This is a genomic window from Bradyrhizobium sp. 1200_D9_N1_1 (assembly GCF_052075915.1).
Classification (GTDB): domain Bacteria; phylum Pseudomonadota; class Alphaproteobacteria; order Rhizobiales; family Xanthobacteraceae; genus Bradyrhizobium; species Bradyrhizobium diazoefficiens.
The window spans coordinates 7,889,604-7,915,593 of record NZ_CP197226.1; the positions used below are offsets into that span (position 1 = coordinate 7,889,604).

16 protein-coding genes and 1 pseudogene are annotated in these 25,990 nt (G+C 59.2%); 10 read left to right on the top strand and 7 right to left on the bottom strand.

What is annotated here, in order from left to right:
- Positions 1–144: 144 nt before the first annotated feature.
- On the top strand, positions 145–390 hold the full coding sequence (locus tag AB5K84_RS37390) for a hypothetical protein (protein WP_011084811.1): 246 nt from the start codon (positions 145–147) through the stop codon (positions 388–390).
- Positions 391–1,212: 822 nt separating this feature from the next.
- The gene (locus AB5K84_RS37395) at positions 1,213–1,938 is read left to right on the top strand and encodes an outer membrane protein (protein WP_014497822.1); all 726 of its coding nucleotides are present in this window, start codon (positions 1,213–1,215) and stop codon (positions 1,936–1,938) included.
- A gap of 347 nt (positions 1,939–2,285) precedes the next feature.
- Here the strand turns inward: AB5K84_RS37395 and AB5K84_RS37400 are convergent.
- Positions 2,286–2,423, bottom strand: a pseudogene (locus AB5K84_RS37400) (LuxR C-terminal-related transcriptional regulator); the annotation flags it as partial.
- Positions 2,424–3,668: 1,245 nt separating this feature from the next.
- Here AB5K84_RS37400 and AB5K84_RS37405 point away from each other — a divergent pair.
- Positions 3,669–4,385, top strand: a complete 717-nt coding sequence (locus AB5K84_RS37405; protein ID WP_011084806.1) for a sulfite exporter TauE/SafE family protein — start codon at positions 3,669–3,671, stop codon at positions 4,383–4,385.
- Between the two features lie 1,642 nt (positions 4,386–6,027).
- Positions 6,028–7,365: an oxygen-independent coproporphyrinogen III oxidase gene (hemN, locus tag AB5K84_RS37410; protein WP_011084804.1), complete on the top strand. Its 1,338-nt coding sequence runs from the start codon at positions 6,028–6,030 to the stop codon at positions 7,363–7,365.
- Between the two features lie 408 nt (positions 7,366–7,773).
- Here hemN and AB5K84_RS37415 read toward each other — a convergent pair whose 3' ends face one another.
- On the bottom strand, positions 7,774–8,292 hold the full coding sequence (locus AB5K84_RS37415; RefSeq protein WP_011084803.1) for a hypothetical protein: 519 nt from the start codon (positions 8,290–8,292) through the stop codon (positions 7,774–7,776).
- 413 nt (positions 8,293–8,705) lie between these two features.
- Here AB5K84_RS37415 and AB5K84_RS37420 point away from each other — a divergent pair, with 413 nt between their 5' ends.
- The 3 genes from AB5K84_RS37420 (at position 8,706) to AB5K84_RS37430 (ending at position 11,689) form a co-directional block, all read left to right on the top strand.
- The gene (locus AB5K84_RS37420; protein ID WP_161966254.1) at positions 8,706–9,062 is read left to right on the top strand and encodes a hypothetical protein; all 357 of its coding nucleotides are present in this window, start codon (positions 8,706–8,708) and stop codon (positions 9,060–9,062) included.
- Between the two features lie 507 nt (positions 9,063–9,569).
- Entirely contained in the window at positions 9,570–11,177 is a 1,608-nt protein-coding gene (locus AB5K84_RS37425) for a carbohydrate porin (RefSeq protein ID WP_223153702.1), read from the top strand.
- A gap of 131 nt (positions 11,178–11,308) precedes the next feature.
- Positions 11,309–11,689, top strand: a complete 381-nt coding sequence (locus AB5K84_RS37430) for a transposase (protein WP_011084799.1) — start codon at positions 11,309–11,311, stop codon at positions 11,687–11,689.
- A 7-nt stretch (positions 11,690–11,696) separates the two neighbouring features.
- On the opposite strand, the gene AB5K84_RS37435 is transcribed toward AB5K84_RS37430, so the two are convergent.
- Entirely contained in the window at positions 11,697–12,332 is a 636-nt protein-coding gene (locus AB5K84_RS37435; protein WP_014497829.1) for a hypothetical protein, read from the bottom strand.
- A gap of 417 nt (positions 12,333–12,749) precedes the next feature.
- Between AB5K84_RS37435 and AB5K84_RS37440 the strand changes: the two genes are divergently transcribed.
- Complete coding sequence (locus AB5K84_RS37440) at positions 12,750–14,096, top strand: IS5-like element ISBj5_B family transposase (protein WP_011084757.1); 1,347 nt, start codon at positions 12,750–12,752, stop codon at positions 14,094–14,096.
- Between the two features lie 1,982 nt (positions 14,097–16,078).
- Here AB5K84_RS37440 and AB5K84_RS37445 read toward each other — a convergent pair.
- Positions 16,079–17,023, bottom strand: coding sequence for a hypothetical protein (locus AB5K84_RS37445; protein WP_018647405.1), 945 nt, complete (start codon positions 17,021–17,023; stop codon positions 16,079–16,081).
- A 373-nt stretch (positions 17,024–17,396) separates the two neighbouring features.
- Between AB5K84_RS37445 and istA the strand changes: the two genes are divergently transcribed.
- Positions 17,397–18,911 carry an IS21-like element ISBj11 family transposase gene (gene istA / locus AB5K84_RS37450; protein ID WP_038973741.1) on the top strand — a complete coding sequence of 505 codons (1,515 nt, stop codon included), beginning with the start codon at positions 17,397–17,399 and terminating at the stop codon, positions 18,909–18,911.
- Positions 18,908–19,717 (top strand): IS21-like element ISBj11 family helper ATPase IstB, encoded by an 810-nt coding sequence (gene istB / locus AB5K84_RS37455; RefSeq protein WP_018270204.1) that lies wholly within the window; start codon positions 18,908–18,910, stop codon positions 19,715–19,717. The genes istA and istB overlap by 4 nt, the downstream gene beginning before the upstream one ends.
- A 2,127-nt stretch (positions 19,718–21,844) precedes the next feature.
- Here istB and AB5K84_RS37460 read toward each other — a convergent pair.
- From AB5K84_RS37460 to AB5K84_RS37470, 3 genes are all read right to left on the bottom strand, one after another.
- The gene (locus AB5K84_RS37460) at positions 21,845–22,885 is read right to left on the bottom strand and encodes a pectinesterase family protein (protein ID WP_011084794.1); all 1,041 of its coding nucleotides are present in this window, start codon (positions 22,883–22,885) and stop codon (positions 21,845–21,847) included.
- Between the two features lie 217 nt (positions 22,886–23,102).
- Positions 23,103–24,401, bottom strand: coding sequence for a glycoside hydrolase family 28 protein (locus tag AB5K84_RS37465; protein WP_014497833.1), 1,299 nt, complete (start codon positions 24,399–24,401; stop codon positions 23,103–23,105).
- Positions 24,402–25,352: 951 nt separating this feature from the next.
- Positions 25,353–25,643, bottom strand: coding sequence for a hypothetical protein (locus AB5K84_RS37470; protein ID WP_014497834.1), 291 nt, complete (start codon positions 25,641–25,643; stop codon positions 25,353–25,355).
- Positions 25,644–25,990 lie beyond the last annotated feature (347 nt).

Below are 25,990 nucleotides of genomic sequence, written 5' to 3' on the forward strand. Positions count from 1 at the left end.
AAGCATCTATATCCTCTCCTGAAGTCCCGGGAGTAGCGTGGAAGAGGTTGAAGAGCAGATGTCTTTCGTGCTGAGACACGCAACACAATCCGGTTGCTTTTGAGAAGGTACTTCCTTGTATCAGGATGTCGAGGAGCGTTAGAGATGGATCAGATCTTTTCCGAGCAGGTGCAGGTGCCAGATGCCGTTGTGAGCGTCGCATTTGACAAGGCTTGGAGCTTTGTCGAGAAGGATCCGCTGCTGGCACATAATCTGAAGGCCGTCCTTCATAGCCGATTGCGCACTTACCTCGAGTGCTCGATAAGAAACGGCGAACGGAATGCTTTGAATCTGGCCAACGAGGCGATACGCAACTTGCGGGCTGAACTGGCACCGTCGACCGGGCAATGACTCGCTTGTGCCTATTGCGGCGAGAGCATCCGGCGCCGTTAAGGCATTTAGGGCGCCTCATACGGTGGAAAATTCGGGCCAGTGCGTGGTCGAGCAGACTTTTCTCTAATCATGTGCGGCCCCGCTGAAACGAGAGCGCTCGAGAAAGCTGTTGCCTCTACAGCTCCTCTGGCGGCCGAGACCAGGAAGCTGAACACCAGGCCCAGACGGCGGCGAGACGGGGCGGCCGCGCTGGTATTCGCTCGCGCCAGGAAACCGACCACGGTGACCTTGAGCTCGGCACGATCTTGCGCAACTTCAAGCAAGAGCACTGTCTAGCACGCAGTGGGCTTCCCGACCCATCAATCAAGGTCGAAGTTGACGGACCATCGAGCTAGACTTGTGGTCGTTCCAGAGCCAAAGCGATCGAGCCTGCAATCGATCGGCATCGCGTTGCTCGCGATTGCAAGCGATAGCACGTCCGTGTTGCCGGAAGAATGACCTTAAGCGCCTGAGGCGTGCCATCGATCCAGTACTGTAAGTGCGGCTGGGCGTTGCCGCAGCTTAGCGACGGAAGGAGCCGAACACCTTTTGGCTTTGCTCCGCGTCGCAGGTGATCATGAACGATCATTTTCAAAGAGGATGATCCGCGCGAGGCGACCACTGCCGAGCCACAGCGTCTCGGTAGAAGCAAAGCAGCGGAAACCGCGAGCTCCGCAATCTGACGCCGCGGGCGATTGGGCACGTTTCTTTCCAAGACATGTTGTGCGCCAGTTACAGCAATTCGCGTTCATGTTGTTAAACGGCACGGTGCCTGGGGCACCTAAAGGAAACAACACGCGAATGAAAAAGATTCTTATTCTGACTGCATGCATCGGCGCACTCTGTGCGGCCGCCCCCTCATTCGGCACGGATCTGGCCGGGCAGCCCGTCAAGGTCAAGGCGGCACCGCTGCCGGTCGCGGCCCCGATTATCGATTGGTCCGGCTACTATATGGGCGCAAACGGTGGCTGGGGAACGAGCCACAATTGCTGGGATTTCAATGGCATCACTTCCGAGGGCTGCCATAATTCGACTGGCGGTACCGTTGGCGGCCAGATCGGCTATCGTTGGCAAATCTTCAACATGGTGTACGGCCTCGAAGGCCAGGGCAACTGGGCCGACTTCCGCGGCTCCAATGTCAGCACCGCCTTCCCGACAGACACCGTTGGCACCACGACAGATGCATTCGGCCTACTCACGGGCCATATCGGATACGCGTTCAATGCTGTGCTCCTTTATGGCAAGGGCGGTGCTGCGGTGACCAGCAACACCTATTACGTCAACTCGGTGGCAACCGGCACCGAGCTTGGCAAAAACAATGATGTGCGTTGGGGTGGCGTGCTGGGCGCCGGTGCCGAAGTCAGCCTCACGCCGAACTGGTCAGCGGGCGTCGAGTATAACCACTTGTTCATGCAGCGCAGCAACATAAGCTTCCCAGCGGCCCTTGGCGCGGATCGCGCGCACCAGGACGTCGATCTCATCACGGCACGGCTCAACTACAAGTTTGGCTGGCCGTTCGCCAGATAAAGATCTCCACGCGTTTGGATGAATCGGGACCCCGGCCCGCGGTCGGGGTTCTTTCCTCAGCTGTTCCTCTCCCTAGACCCCTGTCCGACGTCCCGAGCAAGCGGTGCGGGCTCATCTGAGCAAAGAATCACCCGCTGGTGGAGAGAGCCATGCTCCGACCAGTGAGCATTAGATCGGCCGATTCCACATCTTACCGACCTTACGAAGCCCCAGAACCTCACCCAGCGCGAGATGCAGACTTGCCCAAAGGAGGGTTATATCTGCGAGTTCACCGAAAGCACCGTGCTCAACTTGCCAGAAGCTGGAAGCCAAAGATGTGACAGTTGGCGGTCGTTCCTCAATTGAATTCAAAGAACATCGAGGCGAATAGCTATCGCGACTGCTTGAATCCGGCTGGTCGCACCCAGCTTTCCCATCGTATTCTTGACATGAAAATTGACTGCATTCTCGCTGATTTCCAGGATCATCCCAATTTCCCATAACGATTTTCCTTCTCTGACGCCATTGGCCGCATTCGTTGCTCTGCCGGCGACTGCGCCAGGATGATCGCATCGTCAAACAACCGAATAGCGTCATCATCCTTGCTCCGAGGCGATCGACAAAGTGCTCGCTGATGGCGAGCTGGCGAACTCGGAGATCATCGCCTGTCGTCCGTGCGGATCGACTCCATGCGAACACAAGGATGCTCCATCTTACTCATGCCGGCAGTGATAGAAGGGCCGAGGGCCCCGGGACTGTGCTGGCGACAAGAACCGAGCGCACGCACGGCTAGATGCTTGGGTCGGTTTAGCTTGCATGGCGAGAAAACGCAGTCGCGTCCGAACGGTGCTTCGCTTTGTCTCTCGGGCGAGCACGAGGAGATCTTGGGCTCTGAACTACACGTAAGGTAGAGCACGCACCTTTCAGTGCGAGACTCGATCTGCGTCTTGTCAGTACCAATTCCCTGCTTTGAGATGAAGACAACAGAAGTGTCATCTTTTTTCCCAATCTTGCGAATCATCCATCGCTAACCTGTCGCTGATTCTCGGCGTGTGACAGCGTCGGTGACGCGATCGATGAGCTGAACGGAAGATCCGATGCAGACGCCATACTCCCCGCATCGTTGTCCGGCATTTCATCGGGCCCGTCCGGCAGGCCCGGTACAAACGAACCGAACGGACAGAAATGGGCCACGTCAAAAACGCAACAAGCGATAGGCGCAGTCGCGAAACCTGTTTGATGCGGAAGACACTTTGCATGCGCATTCCAGAAGGAGAGGCCCCCGGATCGGACTAGCAAGTGCCATACCAACTGTTGATTTCGCCAAAATCAATCGTCGCAAAAGGACTTCGAATGCGGACGGTTGGTTGCGAGGTAGGTGCCTCGAAGCATTCATGACATGGGGAGGGAAGGCGACAGTACCATTGCGAGCTGCGGCACGGGGTAAGCTACAGCAACAAATGCAGCTCACCTCGGCAGCTCACCTCGGCCGCCCCCTCGAGTGCCGTCCTCTCAGGGCCTCAAACGCCCCCTATTGGGGCCCAGTCAACTACCAACCTCGGCAATTGATGGGAGGGTCCACACATGGCACTCGCTAAGGAACTTGAACTGACTACACCTCCGGCCGCACGATTCCGGCGAACCGCTTAGATCCGCCCCGAGCGGAAATACAATTAGGCCGCACCAGATGCACGAATCATGATGGGCTTGCTAATAAAACGGGCGAAGATCGTCGCCAAGATATGTGAAGCATGACTTCCCTGCTCTTCGCGATCATCTCCCTGCTATATGCGAGCGTTGGCCAGGCTGGCGGGACTGCATTCCTCTCGCTAATGGCTTTTTTTGGTATGTCATCGACAGAGACGCGCCCCACGGCGCTTGGTCTCAACATTGTCGTCGCGGCTTATTCTACTTGGCTGTTCAACCGCAACAAGGTCGTTGACTGGACAATCCTGCGCCCTCTTCTCTTTTCGTCAATGCCAGCGTCGCTTGCCGGTGGCTTGATTGTGCTCGAGGAGCACATGTACAAAACACTAACCGGACTCGTTCTTCTTCTGGCGAGCGCAGTGATGATCATGCAGCGGGGACGAGCTGTCGATCGCGTCGGCGAAATTCCGCTCCGGGAAAGCGTGAGCATTGGCGCGGTCCTTGGCCTCGTTTCTGGCCTGACTGGGGTGGGCGGCGGTGTGTTCCTCGCCCCGACGCTCATCGCACTGAATTGGGCATCACCGAGGCAGACCGTCGCGCTATCACCCCCTTTTATCCTGGCCAATTCCACAGTCGGCTTCGTCGGAGCTCTTTTCACCGGGCAATTTCCCTCTCCGGATTTGGCTCTATACGCTATCTTCACGCTGGCGGGGGCGGTCGCTGGAGCAGTAATCGGCCTGAAATGGTTGAGCCAGACAGCCATCAGATTCATACTGGCGGCCGTTCTGCTCGTTGCCGGCATTCAATTGGTTCGCGCTTAAAGTGGAAACGCGCATCTTTCATGCGGGCGATCCCAGCGCGGTCAGATCGAAGTACAAGGTTTCTGCGAGCCGCGGCTCAAGCCTGGTCCGAGCGCCTTGCCCAACACTGAAAGCCGCCAACACGATCGCGAAAAGCCGTAGGGTCGAGCGAGGGTGAGGCGGATCCGAGCGCGCTCCGCATCGTCCTGAGGCGGACGGTCAGTACTAGATCGCATCCGATTCGCGCTTCCAATCGACCTGCAGGATCAACGTCGGGCAGGCCGGGCGAGCAAACGAGGCGTACGCCGATCTCGGCTATGGCCTGGCGCGACGCTTCAATCAAGCGTGCCGGACGAAGAGCACCTGATCGATGGCGATCCGGCAAGCTCTCACTACCCTGAGGACCGCGCCAGGGTGCGCATTCGACTTGGTTAGGAGCGATAGGGCGATGAACTCTCAATATAGTATTTCTGCAAGGCCGCGCAATCTCCTTTCTCGCGCGCGTGTGGGCTGCGTCCTCATGGAGAATATTACGAAGATGATGTCCACGCTCGATTGGTTTTCGAAACAGACACTTTATCGATCCAGTGTGAATGGACTGGAACGCCAGGATGCGAATCCCATTTTCTGTAATCATGAGGCACAACCTTACACCCCGGCTCCTGCATACATGGCCTCCAGCTCGCAGCGTAGGAATGTTTTGTGACGGGATGATCGACGCCTCACCAGGCGACTTATGTGGAACCGAATCTGGAGGTCCATCGCATTGATGCGACGCCAATGAAGACTCGCTGCATAGATATGCGATCTGGCCGATCAACAGCTGCAACGGCGTTATCAGAAACAAAACGCCTCAACCGATGAAGCAGAATAGAAAGTACAGCAAATCGTTCCGAGCTCGCGTTTGCCATCAGCACGACGTCCAACTCGTTGTGAGTTAGTGACATGTATTTGGATCTGAACGAGACGCCGGCGAACCAAGGCGTCCCGACGCACTTTGCCGGGGGCGTGAAGTGCGCCGGGGCCACCCCAACATCATCAGTACATCCGTGATGATGCTTGCGGCAATGAGACAAGCAGCGTGGCGGAATTGAGGCTCATTGATTTTATGCTGGAAACCAAAAAAGTTTTTCGCGAGCTGCTACAAAAGACTTGAATCGCACGCAGCGTCACGTGCTGCAATCGCACATCGCACATCGCGCTCTGCTCTAGCAAGTCACTTATCTCCGTGACGCTCCGGCCTTGAACGGGAGGCATCCGTCGATTGCGGAGCAACCACGTCGGCCTTTCCTCGGAAGTCCAGCAACAAGCTCAGCTGCCCTGCTGAGGTTTTAAGATCCCTGTTTCCGTCGCAAAAAGGCAGCACGCCAGGGGGAATGCGGAGACGACGCTGCCCGATGAGCGATTGATACTGCGCACGGCTAGTCGCGGTACACCGCGCTAATTCGAGCGTCCTCGTAGAAATTCATATGCCACCATAAACGTCCGAATAATTGCGGACGAGCGGCGCTCACTTCCAGGCATGAACCCCAACGCTGCGTTTGGCCGTGACGTCGAGAGCAGGCCAGATCTCAGGAACCGTTAGACGCGTTTGACATAACGCAAAGACATAACAGTGGGCATCGGTCAGCTTTATGCCGCTCGACCATGAGAAAGTTAGGCTTTGCAGACGTCTCTCCTGAACAAGTATTGCGACGCTCGCCTGCCTTGGTACACCATATACCCGACCGTGCCGGATTTCTCCGCGACCGTCGGTGCCAAGACTTGTGAGACATGGTTGAGGCGGCTGCCGCCCGACGATCCCGTGTCGCTATACATCCACGTTCCGTTCTGTCGTGCTATCTGTTGGTATTGCGGCTTCCCTACAAGCCTCACTCGCAGCGAGCGACCGATCCGCAAGTACTTGGCGACGCTGCATGCCGAGATACGTTTGGTCGCAGAGCAAGCGCCTCGCGCGCTGCCGGTAAGCGACGTGCATTTCGGCGGCGGGACGCCGACTACTATTGCACCGGCCGATTTTCTCGCCTTGATGGCACTCCTGCGACGCTGCTTCGCGTTCAGCAAATCAGCTACCATCGCCATAGAAATCGACCCACGTGCGTTCACGGCCGAGATGGTTGAAACATTACAAGTGGCCGGCGTCAATCGCGCGAGCATCGGCGTGCAAAGCTTCGACGGGGTGGTTCAGAGGTCGGTCAACCGCGTCCAGAGCGAGGTGCAGACGGCGTCTGTCGTCGAAAGCCTTCGCCAGCATGGGATAAGCCGCATCAATTTCGACCTCCTCTTCGGACTGCCGCATCAGACGGTGCGATCTTGCGTGGACTCTACACGGACGGCTCTGGCCATGCGGCCAGACCGGCTTGCAGTTTTCGGCTATGCTCACGTCCCCTCCTATATGAAACGTCAGCGCCAGATCGATGAGACGGCGCTGCCGGATAATCTCGCCCGCGCCGAGCAAGCCGCGGCTATCGCAGATACGCTGGTCTCGGCTGGCTACCGCCAGATCGGGCTCGACCATTTCGCCCTGCCCAACGACGAGCTCGCGCTGGCGCAGAAAGCCGGTCAGCTTCGCCGCAACTCCCTGGGCTATTCGGCTGATACCTGCAAAACCGTGATCGGCTTAGGTCCGTCAGCCATCGGCCGTCTGCGTGAGGGTTACGTTCAGAACGAGAGCGCAACCGCTTCCTATCACCAACACATTCAGGCTGGTCGTCCGGCAACCTCAAAAGGCTACTGCCTCTCCCCCGAAGATCGCCTCCGCGCCGCAATTATCGAGCGTCTGATGTGCGATTTGCAGGCCGACGTACCAGCGATCTGTGCTGCTCACGGATTTGATCCAATTCCTCTTCTCAATTCGGCCGACCGGCTGGGAATGCTCGCCGAAGACGGGATAGTGGACATTGAAGAGGGATTCATTCGGGTCAAGCAGGAACACCGGTTTCTCGTTCGTGCTGTTGCTGCCGCATTCGACACCTATCTCGACCGTATCCCTATTAACTAAGCCGCGCATGTGAGCAGATCTCAAACATTTAAGCTCTTCGCGACGGAATGATCTGAAGAGGCACCTCCGGCAGACAGGCCAGATTTCGAGGATGCAGCGGCGGTGTCATGACAACGATCTTTCAGATATGGCCTCAAACCGGGAGGGCTGACTAAAGGGAAGCTGATTTGAAGGAGAAGCGCAGCGGATTCCGCCGTTCAGGGCCACGGCTCGATCATGCCGAAAGGGCTCTGCCCCACCTCCCCTTGACTGCTCTTGATGATGGTGACGGCCTCAGCGACGTGCCGCTGGAGACGCCGGCGCCCGCACCAGCTTCGGGAAATTTACGGCTGGAGGCAGCTTTGCGAAGCTACGGTCCACCTCCTCGAGCACAGTTGGACACTCGACGACGCCTGCAGCGTCCCAGACTCAAGGCTCGGCTGTCTTCGGTCCGGCGATCACTGGCGCGCCTCCGACGGAAACAGGTCCCTGTGGTTTGGACCGCCCGAAGCGTTTCCTGGCGGCGCTCGAAACAGCCCGGGCTGGCGACAAAGGAGGCTCGGAAGCAGCAGAAGGGACAGGTGTTGAACTCTGCAGCGCATCGATCCGCGAAGTCAGTATGGTGATCTGATCCAGGACCCCTTTGAGGACATCCCGCTGGGCATCGATCCGGCGGTTGAGTTCTGCGATCTCATCACCATTTTTCTGCTGTGCCCACTTTATCTCGGACAAGGATGCCCTGTCCTCCGGTGGCAGGCTCATCGTTGAAGCGACTTCGCTGCTTTCCGGCGTCTCGACAGGCTCTTCAAGGTTAGCCCAAAGCCAGGCGCTAGCAGCACACGAGCCGACGAGGATAAGCGGGAGCACCAAAACCGGGAGAATCCGTCTTGACGGCCCGTGCAAGAGCGGCCGCAAGTCTGAAGCGGCCGCTTGATCAATCAAGTCCATTGTCCCTCGCTCAAGATCTCGTTCCAGCAGGCTTATTTTGTCGACGCGATAGCTCGCGATGCTCCCGCGTTCCAGGAGCTGCCAGCGTCGACAATAATCAATCTTGGTGAGCTTCCCGATCGGCTGCGCCTACTCCTATGAAACGCTCCTTCTTGAGCAACGCGACAATTTGCGCGCGTTCTCAATGATAGCGCCACCAGCGAGCAATGGTTCTCGTCGTAGTCGGCGATGGCGCAGCATTCTCTCATCATTCAGAAGAACCTTGCAGATTTTTTACCGTGCCCCGGCACGAATGCAAACCGTCCACTGATTCCTGCAAGTGTTCGATGGAGCCCCGCCTCACGCATTGCCCAGACCAGCAACCTCGTCTGGGACGCGCCACGTAAGCGCCACGGCTGATCGGCCGAGCCGCAATGGCGCGATTGGACCGGCAAACATTGCACCTGATCAACTACCAGTTCCGGCAGGTTGTTCGAGATGACGGGCACGTGGCAAGCGTAACCAACGAACGCCGCGCACATCAAGGTTTTGGATGCAAGACAGGTTTTGCCGCGCCGACGGCAGAAAGCAACTGCTCGCCGATATCCGCCAAAGCTGCTCGATGGCTGATTCCTCCGGTCCCCTGGGCTATCACGTTGGATGTTGTGGTGTGGTTGCCGCGCGCGCAAATCCAAAAGCTCTTCGGCCTTCAAGCCCGCCGATCGTCTCGTGTTTCGGTGACAACGATACCAATGAAACGCTTCGTGAAGCCAAGCCTCTTGCACGGCTAGCCTTGCTTTCGGGTGGCTGCCGTTTGGTCCAGAAAGCCGCCTTCGATGCAGATGCGCACCACCGCCAGACTCGCCTGACGCACAGTGAGCAAGGTGGACATTCGCAACGCTTTGGCGGCCAGGACAGAACGCTCCGCGCGCTCGTGAGCATTTGCCGAGCCAGCGCTCTCCGCTGGCTCTGGGCGCACCGGCGTCACGCACAACCAAAGTTTCGGACCAGATCATCCTCGCGCCGCGAGCTGAGAGGTTCAGGAAGCCTGAGTGGCTCTGTTCGGATAGATCGAGTTCTGGCTCGTCCCCCTCCCCCACGGACGCGAAACGACAGCCGCGATGCCGCTTGCTCGTCATTGCGAGGAGCGCTGGCGACGAAGCGATCCAGACTGCCACTGCGGGGGGGTCTGGATTGCTTGGCTGCGCTTGCAATGACGATGTGGAAGCAGGCGCGTGCCACACGCCGCCGCGAGCTCACTTCGGGCCAATCAGGCCGCATATTCATGGCCGGCAGACATGGACCCGAACTACGCCATGCGTGATTGCCTTCTTGCGACGACCTCGCCCCGGACATACTCGGCTACGGCAGCACTTTCTTTCAATTTAAGACCAAGGGGCAAGCAATCTGGGCTTGCTATCGCACTTTCGCTAGCGGCTTGTCTGGTCGGCAATCCCGTACTGGCACAAACCGCGAGCGGACTTGATCCTAGTAACCACCCTGTGGATCAGGCCAGCAAAAGAGGAAAGACTTCCGACCGGGCCGCAAAGCTCCCGATCGACCTGATCTGTCAGGCAATCCGCCCTCCTGCCCCGGCGCGAGCAGCAGGTCCCGGAGTGCCTTTGGAGAAGCGCGGCAATGCGGACAGGGCTGCTCAGACGAGACCGCAAAAAACGATCGATCCCTTCCAAAGGTACGACAATCTGCGTGAAAAAGGGTTGTGGTTCCCCATCCCTGGTCCTGCAGATACGATTGATCAGGACAAGGGGGGCGTTAGATCTGCGCTGGCGGACGTCGGCATCGGCTATATCGGGTGGACACATAACTCCTTTGCAAGCAACCAGCTACCGCATGCAGCCAGAAGCACTATCGCAAACCAGCTCTATATGGGCCAGAATCCGACTTTCGCGTCGGCGAACTTCATGATCGTCACCTACGATCTGAGCCGGTTTGGCATTGCCGACGGACAGATTGTCGTAGGGGCCGAGCAGCAATACTGGACGTGGGATCGCCCAGGGCCAGATCGGGTGGGACTCAATACGCTCGCCTACTACCAGACTTTCTTCAACAGGACACTAGAACTCAAACTTGGCTACCTCAGAAACCAGAATGAATTCACCGGCACATTGTTCGGAGGAATCACAGGATCGAACATGTCTGCCTTGTTCCAGGCTGGGATGAGCACCAATGCCGCGCCCACGCCAGCGGCCAACTTGAAGTACAATTTTGACGCTCGCTTGTACAACAAGGTCTCCGTCCAGCGCTCAATCAGTCCAGATGGTGCCTATGCCCATATAACCGAGAATCCCACCGGCTTGAAATGGAGCACGGCCAATGCAGGCATCCTTCTTGTCGAAGAAGCCGGCTACAAGAGCAAGGCTGCTCCCGGCGTACCCGACACGTGGCTGCGGGCGGGCGTTGGTTTGAACAGGAGCCGCTACACGAATTTGGCGGATCCCAAGCAACAAAGGGAGAGCGGAAATAATTTTCACTACATCGCTGCGGACAGGCAGCTCTGGCAGAGTGACGCCCTTGGGTCGCCGTCTCGCGGCATCTACGGCGGCTTCTCCGTCATGGGAGCTCCACCTGAGCGCAACAGGATCAGCCGGTATTACGAGCTTCGTCTTTATGCAAAGGGACCTTTTGATAGCCGGCCCAGTGATCTGATTGCTCTCGTGGCGACCAACACGGCCTGGAGTAAGCTTGCAGTGGATGCTGCTCTGGCAAAAGGCCAGCTTGCGCACCGCGATAGCACAGCAGTCACGGGAACATACATCGCGCATCTCGCTCCGGGGATATATGCAAGCGTCGGACTGTCATACATTCATTACCCGACAATCATCACACACACGCCCCAAACGGAACACGCGCTCAATCTGTTGATATCTACGTTGATATTCTTCTGATCATCGCAAGCGCCGTTCTGCTCCGACGTTATCGTGACGCATGGGACCGAACCCTACCACGGCAAGTCGGCTAAGCGTGACAGAAACGAGAGCGCGACCTTCGACCGAGCAACGAGCACCACTTTATCGGCATGGGGAAGGACCTGGACGATCGTAAGCTCGGGGGAAACCAGCGAGCGGAAGGCATGGAGCAAGGGCGAATCGCGGGCATCGATTGCGATTCTGATCTTATGACCTTATTCGCGCCCGTGAATTCCGCAACCTTCACCAAAGAACCCAATTGCATGAGACGAGGCGGTCTCGCGGGCGCCGGCATCACCGCGTTGATGAGCCGCGAGGCCGTTTGCTACGACAATGCCCCGATGGAGAGCTTCCTCCATACACTGGTTCGTCATCGCAACCATAACCGCGCCGACGCCCAGCGCATTATCTTTGCTTTCATCGAGGGCTTCTACGAGCCGAACCCGGCTCCATTCCGCAATCGATATATCGCCCGATCGAGATGGAGCTAAAAGCCGCTTAAACCCCTCCACTCTTTCGGGGAAGATCAGACTGCCCTAAATTTAGAGCCGAGTCATCTGGATCGACGGATACTGGCGACGGTATGGATTGATCATCGAGCAATCGCCAAAGCTCCCCTGGAGAGAATTGCTCTAGATCGAAACTAAGCCCTTCTGGACCGGCGGAGAACGACGGGGCAGGGTGTTGGCGCAAGTCATCCTGCAAGTCCTTTTCTAGTCGCTGAAGCTCCTCTGAGGGGACGGAGACGGGGGACGGCATGGATTGATTATCAAGCAATCGCCGAAGCTCCCCTGGAGAGAATTGCTTTAGATCGAAACTAAACTCTTCTGGATCGGCGGAGAACGACGCGGCAGGGTGTCGGTGCAACTCGCCCTGTAAGTCCTTTTCCAGTCGCTGAAGCTTGTCCGAAGGGACGGAGGCTGGTGACGGAATGGGTTGATGATCAAGATGATCCAGCACTTGCAAAAGCTCCCACTGATGAAGCTGCTCGGGATTGATCGCGACGTGCCCTTGGACGAAAGCCGACGGGGCGGGTTGATCCTCCTGCCCGTCCCGAAGCTCCTCTCGCCGACTGCTAGCTTCGTACGAGGCCCTGTGCTGTGCAGCGGCGTCGCCGATGAGCGTCGGTTCCATCAGTGCCGCGCTTTCGGGATGGATGGGGGCCACGTTCGGGGGGCGGGCGCGACCGCTCCGTTGGCGTACGATGACTTCGCCCGTCGACCGAAAGGTGCGGAGATGGTCTAATGCTACAAGGAGGATTTTGGGATTTCCCTTTCCGACGAACTCGTATACGTCACCGCCATTGCTCAGCGACTTATTGTCCTGCCGAGCAACAATGCTCGGTCTGCGTTTTGCGAAGAGCCAACGGCTAAAGCTAAGAAGTCGTCCGTGAAGAAGGACTAAGCCACTGATCGGGAATCTCGATTTGGGCTAAGGGGCATTTCCAGATTGCAAGGTTTTGATGCTTTGGGCGTCAGAACCTTGCGATTTGGTTTTCGTGGATTCCCTCGAAGCGGGAAGCATGATTCCTTGTCTGCATCGGAGGGAACGATGCGGCCGAAGAAGCACAAGACGACGGGATCGAACGATCTGTTCCGGGCTCGGCTCGACCAGATCATCAATATGAAGCACGAGCTGGTTCTGCTCGCCGGCAAGGTCGATTGGGACTGGATCGACGGCGAGATCGCGCCGCTCTACAGCGAGAACGGCAGGCCCGGGATCGAGACGCGCTTCATGATCGGTCTGCTGTTGCTCAAGCACATTTACGGGCTGTCCGATGAGGAGGTGTGCGAGCGCTGGGTCCATGACCCATACTTCCAGTTCTTCACCGGGGAAGAGTTCTTTCAGCACACGTTCCCGCACGAGCGCTCGGACCTGAGCCATTGGCGCAAGCGGCTTGGCGACAAGCTGGAGTTGCTGCTGGCCGAGAGCTTGCGGGTAGCGCACGAGGCCGGTGCATTACGCAGCCAGGACCTCAAGCGGGTTACGGTCGACACCACGGTGCAGCCGAAGGCCATCACCTTTCCGACCGATGCCAAGCTGCTGCATGCGGCCATCAAGGGGCTCAACCGCCTGGCGATCAGGCACGGCGTCAGGCTGCGGCAATCCTATGCTCGCATCGCCAAGGCCGCCGCGATGATGGCCGGCCGCTACGCCCATGCCAAACAGTTCAGGCGGCATCAGCGGCAGTTGCGTATCCTGCGTAGCCGGCTGGGCCGGATCATCCGCGACATCCGCCGCAAGATCGAAGGCCAGCCAGCACTGGAGCAGGCGTTCGCCCTCCCGCTCGGCCGGGCCACGCAGATCCGCTCGCAGCAGCAGCGCCAGCGCGGCTGGAAGCTCTATTCCTTCCATGCCCCGGAAGTGGAGTGCATCGGCAAGGGCAAGGCCAGCGCGCCTTACGAGTTCGGCGTGAAGGCCTCCATCGTCACCAACAACCGCCGGGCTCCCGGTGGCCTGTTCGTGCTGCACGCCAGCGCACTGCCCGACAACCCCTACGACGGTCACACCTTGCGGGACGTCATTGACCGCACCGAGACACTCACCGGCTGTCCGATCGAGCGGGCCTATGTCGACAAGGGATACCGCGGCCACGACGCACAAAATCCCCGTCGCGTCTTCATCTCCGGCCAGAAGCGCGGCGTTTTCGGTGTCATCAAGCGCGAGCTGCGCCGCCGCTCCGCCATCGAGCCCATCATCGGACACCTGAAGGCGGAAGGCCACCTCGGGCGCTGCTACCTCAAAGGCCGCGCCGGCGATGCCGCCAACGTCGTCCTCTCAGCCGTCGGACACAACTTCCGCCGCATCCTCGCCTGGCTGAGATATCTCTTGTGCCTGTTCCTGGCCCAGCTATGGCGCACGCTCGCCCGGCCAGCCTCGATCAATCCGGCTTCTTAACGGACGACTAAGAAGAGCGCCTGCATGTTGCTTCGCCCCACCGGCGACCATCCCGCCTTTGATGAGAGCCTCCTCAAGCCTCAAGATTTCGGGAGCATCCTCGGATAAACAGGCCGCTTGTCCAACTGATGCCCCCGTACCACAATCCCAGTTGATTGAGCCGGCTGCATCGCGGAGGCTGCTGACATTGCTCCACCACCGCCTGAATTGGCGAACTCGCTCAGCTGCTGCTCAATGGCAACGCCTTGCGGACTTTTTAGGGCCCTTGGCCTCTTCGCTGCTCTCAACTCAGCTGTGTTACGCTCATCGTTGATGAGGACCTCGCTTGGCAAGAGGTTGCTCCTGGCAAGTGCACTCATCGGCTCGGCCGGGGACTGCTGGTGTAGCTAGACACATTGGTAGAGGGCCTACCGCGTGGCCCACCGTCAGGGATCGCGTTATCGGCTTCGCGCACCTCGTTTAATTGCTGCTCAAAGTCGTCTTGCCCGGATCGGTCGGGTTGATGCTCTTGCGAGACCTGTACCGCGGCCCGGCAGTTACGTCAAAATTGTGCGGTTCCACATTAGCCTCTCGTCATGAAATCAATTGAGCTAGTCCTACTATGAACAAACTTTCGAGAATCTGACGAGCCGTCGCCCGCGGCTCTCAATCGTCGCGCAACTTCATGCCGAAATCCTCGACTTGCGCGCCACCGGTCTGTCGCCGCGCGGGATCGCGCCGCAGATCGCCATGAGCGTGAGGACTATCGAACGCTGGCTTGCTGCGGGCGGTGAGCCTGAGCGCCGGCGGCCGCCCGCACACTCTGTCCTCATTGATCCTTTTCGAGATTATTTGGGAAAAGCGCTGGGAGGAAGCTGACCTTAGCGATTTTTATCGCACCAAGCTCGCTTTCATCGGCTTCCCAGGTCCAGTGGGCACTTGCACTCTGCTCCCGAGCGGACCAGGTGTTTGCAACGCAGCGCGAGGGGCCTTTGCATAGCGCAATAACTGAACTGGGCATGAGGCCTTAAGCTATGCAGGTTGCGAAATACCGCGCCCGCCGAGGAATTTGGGCGGCCATCAGGAAAAGCCTTTGTCAGCAAACTTTCGTTTGGTGGCCAAGTTCTTGGCGCTTGGCCATCGCCTGCGCTCGGCGCCGGTGCTCCCTCGATCAGGAATGCGTTCGATCTGTGGTAGCTGCGGTTTTCAAGACAAGAATTGGCGGACTATGTGAAAGGATCAGGGATGCAGAAAGCATGTCCGGGCACGCACCAAATTGGTAGAATCGCTTGGCAGATTCTACAAAGAGGAGGCTGGACGGTTCGGGCCGTGCCCCTGCAACGGATCCATCGCCTGCCAACAGCCTCGCTATAGAACGCCTTACGCGAGCTGCCCCGCCGAAAGCTCGATTGCAGGCCCTGCTGCCTCTTCAGCCACGTTCAGGATAAATGCGTACGCGCTGGCGGCCTTCGCTCTCCACCAATTCACCCCTGTAAGGCACTCCGCGGATCTCGAAATAGGTTGGTTGGCCCGCCCGCGGCAAGATGCCTTGGCCTTCCAGGGCGCGGACGAGGTAGGGCGGAAGGAATCGATCTCGGTGCTCCCATCCCCGCGGATCAGATACCCAAGATCAACGGGCCCCTCACCGGATTGCACGGCTGGCACGATCGGCCGGGGACGATAGAGCGACTGAGACGGGCCTGGTTCATCCGGCTGGCTCACGCGGGGATGATGGATCAGGCGAACATCCCTGCGGCCTCCTGGTCCACCGTAGCCGAAAATAGCGCTCCCCATTGATCACAAACTGACTTGGCCCGAACTGGTTTGGCAGCAGATGCATATTTCCCAATACATCGATCAACACGACTGAAGCCGCCTGGGAGCCGTGGCGCCAGCCGGCGCCAACGATCGCTCCTATATCCCGCAGCTCCGGAGCCGCCCCCGGCGGTCCTGCGAACGACGAGGCGGCTGCAAATTCAGATGCTGGCGCAGAGCGCGCATCGTCACGCAAGTCGTGGGGTGTGGGGTGGATCCAGATCAACGAAGGAGTCGAGACCGCCGTAGATGTTTGACGATCGAGGCCTCACGCACGACGGCGATGCGGAGTCTTGCATCTGTTGCCCGAGCCAGGCCCAGGCTCCCTGGCTGGGGGTGGCCGGTGTAGCAGGAAGCTCGAGCGGCGGATGAGCTTGCGCGCCCCAGTGCGGCGCTGGCTCTGGTGAGGCGGGTCCTTGGATCTGCTCGCCAAGCCAGTTCCAGGCTCCGGCGCTCGGCGTCGCCGGGGTTGCGGGAAGCTGCTGCGACGAACCGGCCTGCCAATGGCTGGGCGGCGCTGGCATCGATATGTTGGGCCCGTGGATCTGCTCGCCAAGCCAATCCCAGGCGCCCGCGCTCGGGCTAGCTGGCGTTGCGGGAGGACCCTGCAGTGCATGCGGCTGTCGAGCAGCTTCCCAAGAAGGCTGGCCCGGATCCTCAGGAGGCCTCAATCCAAGCGCCCTGTTCGCCTCCAGGATTTGCTCGTATCCGCCAAGTTTGACCAGATCAGCATTGATCTTCTTGTCGTTGGTTTCGCGCCTGTACTCCTCGAGATCCCGGACAAACGCGGGGGTGGAAAGTCGGCCGGCCATCGGTGGCCTATCATGGGTCCGCAGCCACTCACTCAGCTTAGACATGCGGCGAGCTTGCCTGTCGATCGTCTTCGGCTCGATCCTGTGTGTTGCCTTTTCCGCCGCCGCCCACATGTGGATGAGGGTTGCGTCCGCGCCGTGAGGAGCCAGTCGGCGGAGATCAGGCGCCAGGGCGTTTCCGGCACCGACCTCACGGAGCTTCTTCAAGGCCGCCTTGATGCGCGTGCCGCGGCGGCCTGCGTACCTGTCGACCTCCTCATCGAGCTCAGCTTCCAGCTGGTGGTTTTCCACCTCCGGATTGTCCTGCTGCGCGTTTTCCAATTCCCGGCTATTCGATCCGCAATTGAGGGCCTGCCGTGCTCGCTCAGGAGCACGCTCAAATGGCGCAAATCGGTTGCCGCATTCTTGATCGTGCCGTCGGTGAGGTTACCCGCCGCCTTGTTTCGGAAATCTTTAATGAGCTCCTCATCGGCCGCAGGGACCCCGCGCGTCCGGCCCTGCCGCGCGGCGAACAGGATGGAAGTGGAGCGTCGACCATGATGAGAGGGCTACGCCGGGCTCGTGACGCAGGGAGGGCGTAGCCCGACCGGAGTTACGAGCCCGGCGTCGGCGCGATCCACAGCGGACCGCGCCGACTGGTGATCGCGGCCGGCTGGTTATGCAAGTGGTTCTTCCGCCAAGAGGAATCACTCGCGTGCCAGGCCGACACATTACCGATCACCAAATGAGGCTCTACATGAAGTACCGTCAGACCGATAGCCCACCCGTGGCCGCCGCCAAGGCTTCGTTCAGCACCTCGACCGCTTACCGGATCGAGAAGGATCGACGCCTTCCGTCGCAGAAGAAGGCTCCCCGCGGCCGTCGCCGGCCAGATCCCTTGGCCCGCGTATTTGAGACAGAGATCGCGCCGATGCTGAAGGCCGCCCCCGGTGTGCGGCCGGTCACGATCTTCGAGGAGTTGCTCCGACGCCATCCCGAGCTCGGCGCCGGCATCCGTCGCACGCTGGAGCGCCGGATCCGGGCCTGGCGGGCGATCCACGGCGAGGAGCAGGAGGTCATCTTCCGCCAGACCCACGAACCCGGTCAGCGCGGCCTGTCCGACTTCACCGACATGGGCGAATTGGGTGTCACGATCGCGGGCGTACCGCTCGACCATCGTCTCTATCACTTCCGGCTGGCCTATTCCGGGTTTGAGCACGCCCATGTCGTGCTCGGCGGTGAGAGCTTCGTCGCTCTGGCCGAAGGCCTGCAGAATGCCTTGTGGTCACTCGGTGGGGCGCCACGGGAGCATCGCACCGACAGCCTGTCGGCCGCCTTTTGCAATCTCGACCGCGACGCCAAAGACGATCTGACGCGGCGATACGAAGACCTCTGTGCCCATTACGGCATGCGGCCTTCCCGCAACAATCGTGGCATCGCCCACGAGAACGGGGCGATCGAGAGTTCGCATGGTCATCTCAAGCGAGCGATCGGCGACGCGCTGTTGCTGCGTGGCACCGCCGACTTCGACGATCTAGCTGCCTATCGTGGCTTCATCGATGAGATCGCCAGCCGCCGCAATGCCCGCAACGCCAAGCGGATCGACAGTGAACGTAGCGCACTTCAGGATCTGCCGGACCGCCGCACGTCGGACTATGAAGAGGTGATCGTCCACGTGACGTCGTCCGGCGGCTTCACCTTGCGCAAGGTGTTCTACACGGTGCCGTCGCGCTTGATCGGCCATCGGCTGCGGGTGCGCCTGTATGACGATCACCTCGACGTGTTTGTCGGCGGCACGCATCTCCTCACCTTGCCGCGCGGGCGGCCGCATCCCAATGGCAAGCACGATCAGGTCGTCGATTATCGGCACGTGATCCATTCCTTGCGGCGCAAGCCGATGGCGCTCCTCAACCTGGTCTACCGCGACCAGCTGTTCCCCCGGGAAGCTTACCGCCGAGCCTTCGACGTCTTGCGCAAACGCTTACCGGACAAGAAGGCCTGCCGGATCATGGTCGATCTCCTCGCACTCGCCCATGAGCGCGGTTGCGAGGCCGAACTCGCCAATCAGCTCACGGCTGACCTGAACGACGGCCGGCTGCCCGACCTCAACCGGCTACGTACTCACTTCGCCCCGGATCCCGCCCAGGTGCCGAACGTCGTGGTACGCCTCGCACCGCTCGCCACCTATGAATGCCTCATCGGTACCGCCGAGATCGGAGGCGCCGCATGAGCACAACCAACGTAGTCGACACCGCGCGCCTCAATCTGTTGCTCAACGAGCTGCGGCTGCCCGCCATCAAGGCGCTGTGGCCGCAATTTGCCGAGCAATCCGATAAAGAAGGCTGGCCGGCGGCGCGCTTCCTCGCCACCATTGCCGAGCACGAGATCGCTGAGCGCGGCCGCCGCCGCATCGAGCGCCATCTCGTCGAGGCGCGGCTGCCTACCGGAAAGACCTTTGACAGCTTCGACTTCGAGGCCGTGCCGATGATCTCCAAGGCGCAAATGACCGCACTCGCCGCCGGCGACGGCTGGCTCGGCAAGGGCGCCAATCTGCTGCTGTTTGGTCCGCCCGGTGGAGGCAAGAGCCACTTGGCGGCAGCAATCGGCTTGGCCCTCATCGAGAACGGATGGCGCGTCCTGTTCACCCGCACCACCGATCTCGTGCAGAAGCTCCAGGTGGCTCGCCGCGAGCTCAACCTCGAGGGCGCCATCAACCGCCTCGATCGCTTCGATCTCGTCATCTTGGACGATCTTGCCTATGTCACCAAGGACCAGGCCGAGACCAGTGTGCTGTTCGAGCTCATCAGCGCACGCTACGAGCGACGCTCTTTGCTGATCACCGCCAATCAGCCCTTTGGAGAATGGAACAAGGTCTTTCCGGACCCAGCTATGACCCTCGCGGCGATCGATCGCCTTGTTCACCACGCCACCATCGTCGAGATGAACGTCGAGAGCTATCGCAGGCGGACTGCCCTCGAGCGAAAGCGTGGTCCAGGGCGGCCACCGGAGCACGCGACACAAAAAACGCTCGCTTGATTGACGCTCCGCGACAATCAAAGCAAACAAAACTCTTGCGCGCGACAATCATCGCGGCGATCATCATCGCGCCGCGACACTGACTCGCCATCCTGATCGCCGCGCTCTTCCGACCCAGATCGTCGCGCTATACGGCCCGGCTGCCTCGCATAATCAATTCGTAAATTCGTCGAAAAGACGTCAGATTGCCCAGCGTCGCGCGACGAATTTTCACTGCTGCTCCGGCCAAGCGCCTTGCCGATTCCCGACTTGAAGCGTGACCATAATCTGCGGCTTTTTCCGCTTTTGGCCGACGCGGCAGACTCTGCGTCCGGAAAGCTTTAGCGCGCGCTGCTGAACAGATCATCTCGCAAACTAGACTGCGGCACTTGCGTCGCAGCGGTAAGCTGAAAGCTGGGAATGTCTACGCTCCGGCGCGTGTCGCCTAGCGCACTCTCCCTAAAAGTGGAGTGCGGCGGCGCCCGCATCGAACCGCCGAAATCGTCCCGCCGGACTGCTCGACCACCTCCTGCGGGAGGCCGATCAGGTGAAGTTGACTTGCTTTGATCAGACGGATCGAGATGCAAATCCTCCATACGCTTCTCAAAGTCGCCTTGCTCGCTTGAGTCGCCCCGTCGCTGACCCGCCCGCCCCGGCAGCGCGGCGTACTCCCGCATCCAGGCTCCTGAATCGAAGAATGGGTCAACCGGATCCATCCTGCTCTCCTCATGTTTGTAGAGACCCTGCAGCAATCCGTACGGCCTGGATTACGGCGAGATTGCAGCTCTTCAGATTCTCGATTGTTGTAGCCGCAACCTTTCAAGAAGCTGACGAGATCAGGATATTGCTGCGCGCGAGACCGGCGTCGCATCGGCACCCGCCTGACGACGGACGGAGTTGCTCCAATTTTATCGCACCTCTTCGCCGGTTTCGTGTTCGAGCTGACGAAATTGGTCGACCGATCTAACAATGGATCGCCGGTCGATCGTGCGCCGAATTCAAGCATCACGGCGGGACTTACATAGCCGCTACCGTCTCCAATGGATCATACGTGACGTGCATCTTGTCGTCCTTGAGCTTGTCCTATTGCAGGCGTTCATTGATGACGCACAACGTCTTTTCCTTGACGCAGACCGGAGGCGTTCTCGCGCGTTAGCACTTTTGCTTTGACTGCGGTTCTGAGGGACCAAATTGTCCACCGGGTCCGGAGCTGTTGCTCGAATGCCGTATGTGAGATCCACGTCGTACGAGAAACGGCGAATTGCGCCGTAAGCCTTCGAAAGGGACGTTCCGCTCGGAGACGAGATTCTCGCCCAGTGGCGACGAGCGCGTTCAGGCATCAAAACGACCCCAAACATTCTTTTTCGAGAAGATGTGCAGGGCGTCCTGAGTTCGCAGCAGTAACGGTGCCTGGCAAGCCAAGTTGGCAATGAAGATCCGGCAGACTTCGATTCGCTCACTTCAATCGGGCTCAGTCTTTGACTGAGGGACCGCAAGGCTTCTCTTGCAGTCTCGGGACCGCCCCGCTCGAGCGCGCACGACCTCACCTGCACGACGGCTTGGCCATCGTAAGCTGCCAACGCGGTGCATGCTTGAACTCCACAACTTGCTTGCCAAGATGGAGCTCGCGGAACGCCCCCGAAGTCAAATAAACCTGCCGAACAGTCTGCGGCCTCGTCAACCGAGTTGGTTGGCTGAGGCAGCGCCTCCGTAACCGATGATTTCGCCGCGGCGCGCCTTGGTCTCCTCAACAACTTTTCGACCGACTGAGCTCTCGTTCCGAAGCAACTTTCGACGGGGCGCAGATAGGCGCCCTCGCCTCGCGCACGGGAATTTTCGTCGCTCACCGACCGAACGAATATAGCCGCGAAGCATCAGCCCACTTCGCTCTCCGGAGATCTGCGCAAGGCGCTGAACAGGCAAATCAGCCGTTCCCGAGCGATGACGACGTGCTGACGTGACGGTCCGTAGAGCTTGCCGACACTGATCCGCCAAAACGGACAAGATGATCTGCGAGCTGAAGCGGGCGCATGTGGGTGGACGGCGAACAGATGAGATCGTCGCGCCGGCCCCCCTTTCCGTCGGTTTGGCTCCGGCGGCGGTTGGGTTGCTGTACAAGACTCTCCATCACAATCAGGCTCGCTCCCCTCATTCATCCGAGGATCGCCGTGGAACCCCTTCACCGTGAACATTGCTCTTTGTTCGAACCTGATGGTTCGTGGGCAGCCAATCTGTGACACCCGCGAAGAACACTCTCAGCGACCATCTCGCAGCTTCGCCATCTTTCAGTTGATGGGAATGAGGCTCGCGGCCTGATGGGTTAGCACCGATGCCGAAGGATCTATATTCGGCATAATAGCTCGTGCTCAACTTGTTGGTCTCGCCGGGAGCCCATTCGCGCCAGCCTTCCGCAATCACTCGTGCATCTATCTTTGTCGACAGGAAGACCACTGTGGCGTAGGAGCGCCAGGGGCGGCCAAGCGCGATATAGCGCGCAGCAGGGTCGGCACTTAGCCTGCAATGATCAAAAACATAGCCACTGTCCTCATCCGGCGTTGCCTTGCTCTGAGCGGTATAGATGACCGCTTGATTGGCGATGCCGTGCAATTCACATTGCCGGAACCAGACCTTGGCGTTGCCAAATATGAAATCGACATGCCCTTCGATGTAGCAGTTCGAGAAGTATTGTCGTGACATTCTACCGTTTGGTCCCTTGCCGGCAAACAGCGTGTCCTGGGCGCCGAGCAGGCGGACGCGCGTAATGACGTCCCTATCTCCGGTAACGGACAGCGCTACCGCCTGCGAAGGTGGATTGGCCGGATTGAGGGCATAGTCGTTCTGAATGGTCAGATTCTCGAGCCGGAAGTCATCGCTAGGGGCATCCAGCGTCGCCGAACGGGCCGTTCCTCCTACATTGACCGCGCCGTCGCCATACACAATGACCGTATCCTCCGGCTTGTTGCCAGTCCCTGCGAGATGAACACCGGATTTCGTGATTTTAACCTTCTCGCGATAGATGCCTGGCGCGATCCGGACGTTTCCGCCTTCCGCCGGCAATGCGTCGATGGCTTGCTGCACGGAGTGATAGTCTGCATTTCCGGCATGCGACACCAACAGTGGATGAGCGTACGCCGCGGCGATGCAGAAACATCCCGCCAGAAGTGCAGCGGAGGAAACGAAAATTCGCATGTGATCTTACACTTCGTTTCTCAGCGGGATAGCCGTCGCGCATCGACACAAGATTTTCATCGCCAAATCAGAACCTGCGTCACCTTGACATTTCCGGCCCTGCAAAACTGTCGGCCAATAGCAACCAACTCGGGACATGAGCCCGACCTTCGTCACACCAGTAATCTTGGCCCCAGATGCGGAACTCACCACCTGAGTTCGGCGCCGCGTGTAGTGCTTACCGATTGCCGTCGCGGAATGCCTTGGAACATACCTCCGATCCGCGCAGCGGCGGTTGTGTAGCTCGTCCGGGCAGCGGGGGCCATACGTCAGAGTGATTTGCGCTGACGTTCGCATGTTCAAGTTGCCAAGTCGCGGAATTGGCAAATCGAACATCTTCGAGTGTCACGTCCAGGGCATGCCGCTCGTCTATGCCGCGCATCAGCAGCACACCAGTGTCGCCATGCACATGACGGAGAACGATTTGCCGATAGACCGGAATCCTCGTGCCTTGAGCGCGCGGATCATATTTTGCATCGAAAGCCAGCGGCCACCGGTTGCCCCTCAGGCACACGTACTCATAAGTCACGTTCTCGACCAGACCGCCTCGACCAACATCGCTCTTGATGCGCAGGCCCGACGTCGTACCATCCAGTGTCAGATTACGCACCAATATGTCTCTGGCCCCGGAATTCACCTCGCTGCCGATCGACATGCCATGCCCCCAGCCGAAATAATTATCAATGATCGAGATATGGCTGCTTGAACCATTGTCGCCGGCCTTGATTGCGACGTTGTCGTCACCCGTACGGATCCAGCTGTGGGTGATGGTCACATCCTGACTGGCGCCAAGATCGATGCCATCGGTATTGCGGGCATCCGCCGGCGAATCGATCGTGAGGGCCCAAAACGTGGCACCTTCAACCCGGTTCATCGCGACATGAAAATTGGCAGCGTTGCGCAAGGTGACACCAGAGAACGTGATATCCTGCGCATGATCGACCTGGATCAAGCGTGGGGCGTTCTGATTGCCGCCCTGGGCTTGGGCGCGGCGGGCTAGCTGCCACCAGGTTTCCGCGCCGCCGCCGATCAGCGCGCCGCCCTGACCATCGATGATGCCCTCTCCGTAGATACCGCCGCCGCGCGTTTTAGAAAAGCTGATGAATGGCCGGCAACCGTCGCCCTTTTCCGCAATGCGACCACATTGTCCGAGGCCCTTGTCGTAAGCGGCAGGTTCGGGGATGGCGATCAGTGTCGCACCGCGTCCGACCCATAAGGTCACGCCCGATTTCATCTCGAGTGGACCTGAGTGAAACTCGCCGCGCCCGAGATAAACTGCAGCGCCATCGGGGCAATGTTCAATGGCCTCCTGTAGGCTAACTGTATCGTTCTTGCCGGAAGGCACAGGGCGATCACAGACCGTATCAGGTGCAACAGGTTCGGCGATAGTCCGGCGGTCTTGCGCTTTTGCGGCGGGGCCGACAACCATGGAGGCGAGTATGGACAATAGGGCCCAGTTGCGAAAACGCTTTGTCATTGACCTGCTCGTGCTTTTGTCACGCGCATCATTGTCGCGTGCCTTTTCTGGTATTGAGCGCTGGCTTGATCGAGTCGCCGCGTGCGTCACTGGCGCGCACAAGATGACATTTATCCGACGCAGTAGACGCCTGGACTTGAGATCGCGCAGCAGCACCTTGCCTATGCGCGAAAAAGATGAAGCGTTTTGCGATAGTACGAAAATCCAACAACTTCGTAACGTCAGCCTGCTCACACTGATTGAGCTCCCAACCGGTCCCCGATTTCATTTGTGCAACTCCAATTGCGCGTGAGTCCACGCAGCCTCTCGTCCAGGATCGGTGGGCAGTGAGTATTCGGGAAAGCTTTCGAGAAGCTGACGAGGCTACGGCCGGCACCGGATCGCATTCGCACCGGATCCCCTCTTCCTGGTGTCTCACGAATTTTTAGATGACTGCCGTTACCCGCCCTGTTCCGGAGTGATCGCTTGCGGGACATAGTCAGTGAGTTCCGTCATCATCCATGCGATGCCGGAGGCATGGTCGGCTTCCGCGGTCAGCACCGCTCGGCACGTCGCCTGCCCAACGGCCATAGCGGACCATCGTGGTCATTGAACGCGCCCGCTCGCGCCCCCTCCATGGACGCCTAATCGGAAATTTCAACGACTTAAAGACGGACAAGACGACCGAACTGGCTGGAAGTGGAGAGCTCTTGACACTCGATTCAGGACATCTACGTGAGCAGCCCCGAAACAGGAGGCTCTAGCCAAAGACGCGGCGATACGTCCCCTATCTGGTGCTGCTCTGCGCGCATCCCTGGCGGACGCACCGCGATCAGCCAAAAAGCCGAGCCTATCGGCAAGGCCGCACCTAATTGTCCAGTTCGCCCGCCGGGTTCGCAACACCATGCGTCTCGAGATCTTCGCCAGGTCCGTCCCAAAACCTGTCGCCGTTAACGTGCGCGGCGGCAGCTTTCAGCGGTCCCATCGAGGCGAAAACGCCACGGCAGCATCCGGGTTAACAGGATTATCGAGGCTTCGCGATTTAGGCGGCCGTGCGTTGCGTATTGAATTGTTTGCCGCAGAGTTGCGCTGGCGTTCATCGATCGAGACCGCTCGACACTCAAGCCTCCGCTCCAGATCCGCCAATCCTGCCTTACATTCGGCGACAACCGATTGGGCGCGAAGCAGCTTGACCTTGAGCTCGTCCTGTTGCCTGAGTATGTTCTCAAGATCCCAATCGTTCTGCATTAGCTCATTGACCATCTGCAAGCCCCGATGCAAGGCCGACACCTAGCTTCAAGAGCGCAGGCTCTGCATGTCGCAGATGCCCCACCCCGAACCATGGGCTAATCCGATGCCAAACGATCGTCCTGAGGACGCCTTTACGCTGGCGTTCTTGCTGAGAACCACCATTCGTTGCGAGCCCCCAAGACAATCGGCTTCTGCCCGGCAAACCGGAGCGCGATCCCAAGATGGCAGAGTTCGCGAGGCAGGCGCCCGGTTTGGAAAGCGCATCGGGGGACCTCTGCCATCGATCAAGCGGGCATATTTCATCTCAATACTTCAACCGGATGCTGAACGAGCATCATAGTCACAGGTGGTTTCGTCCC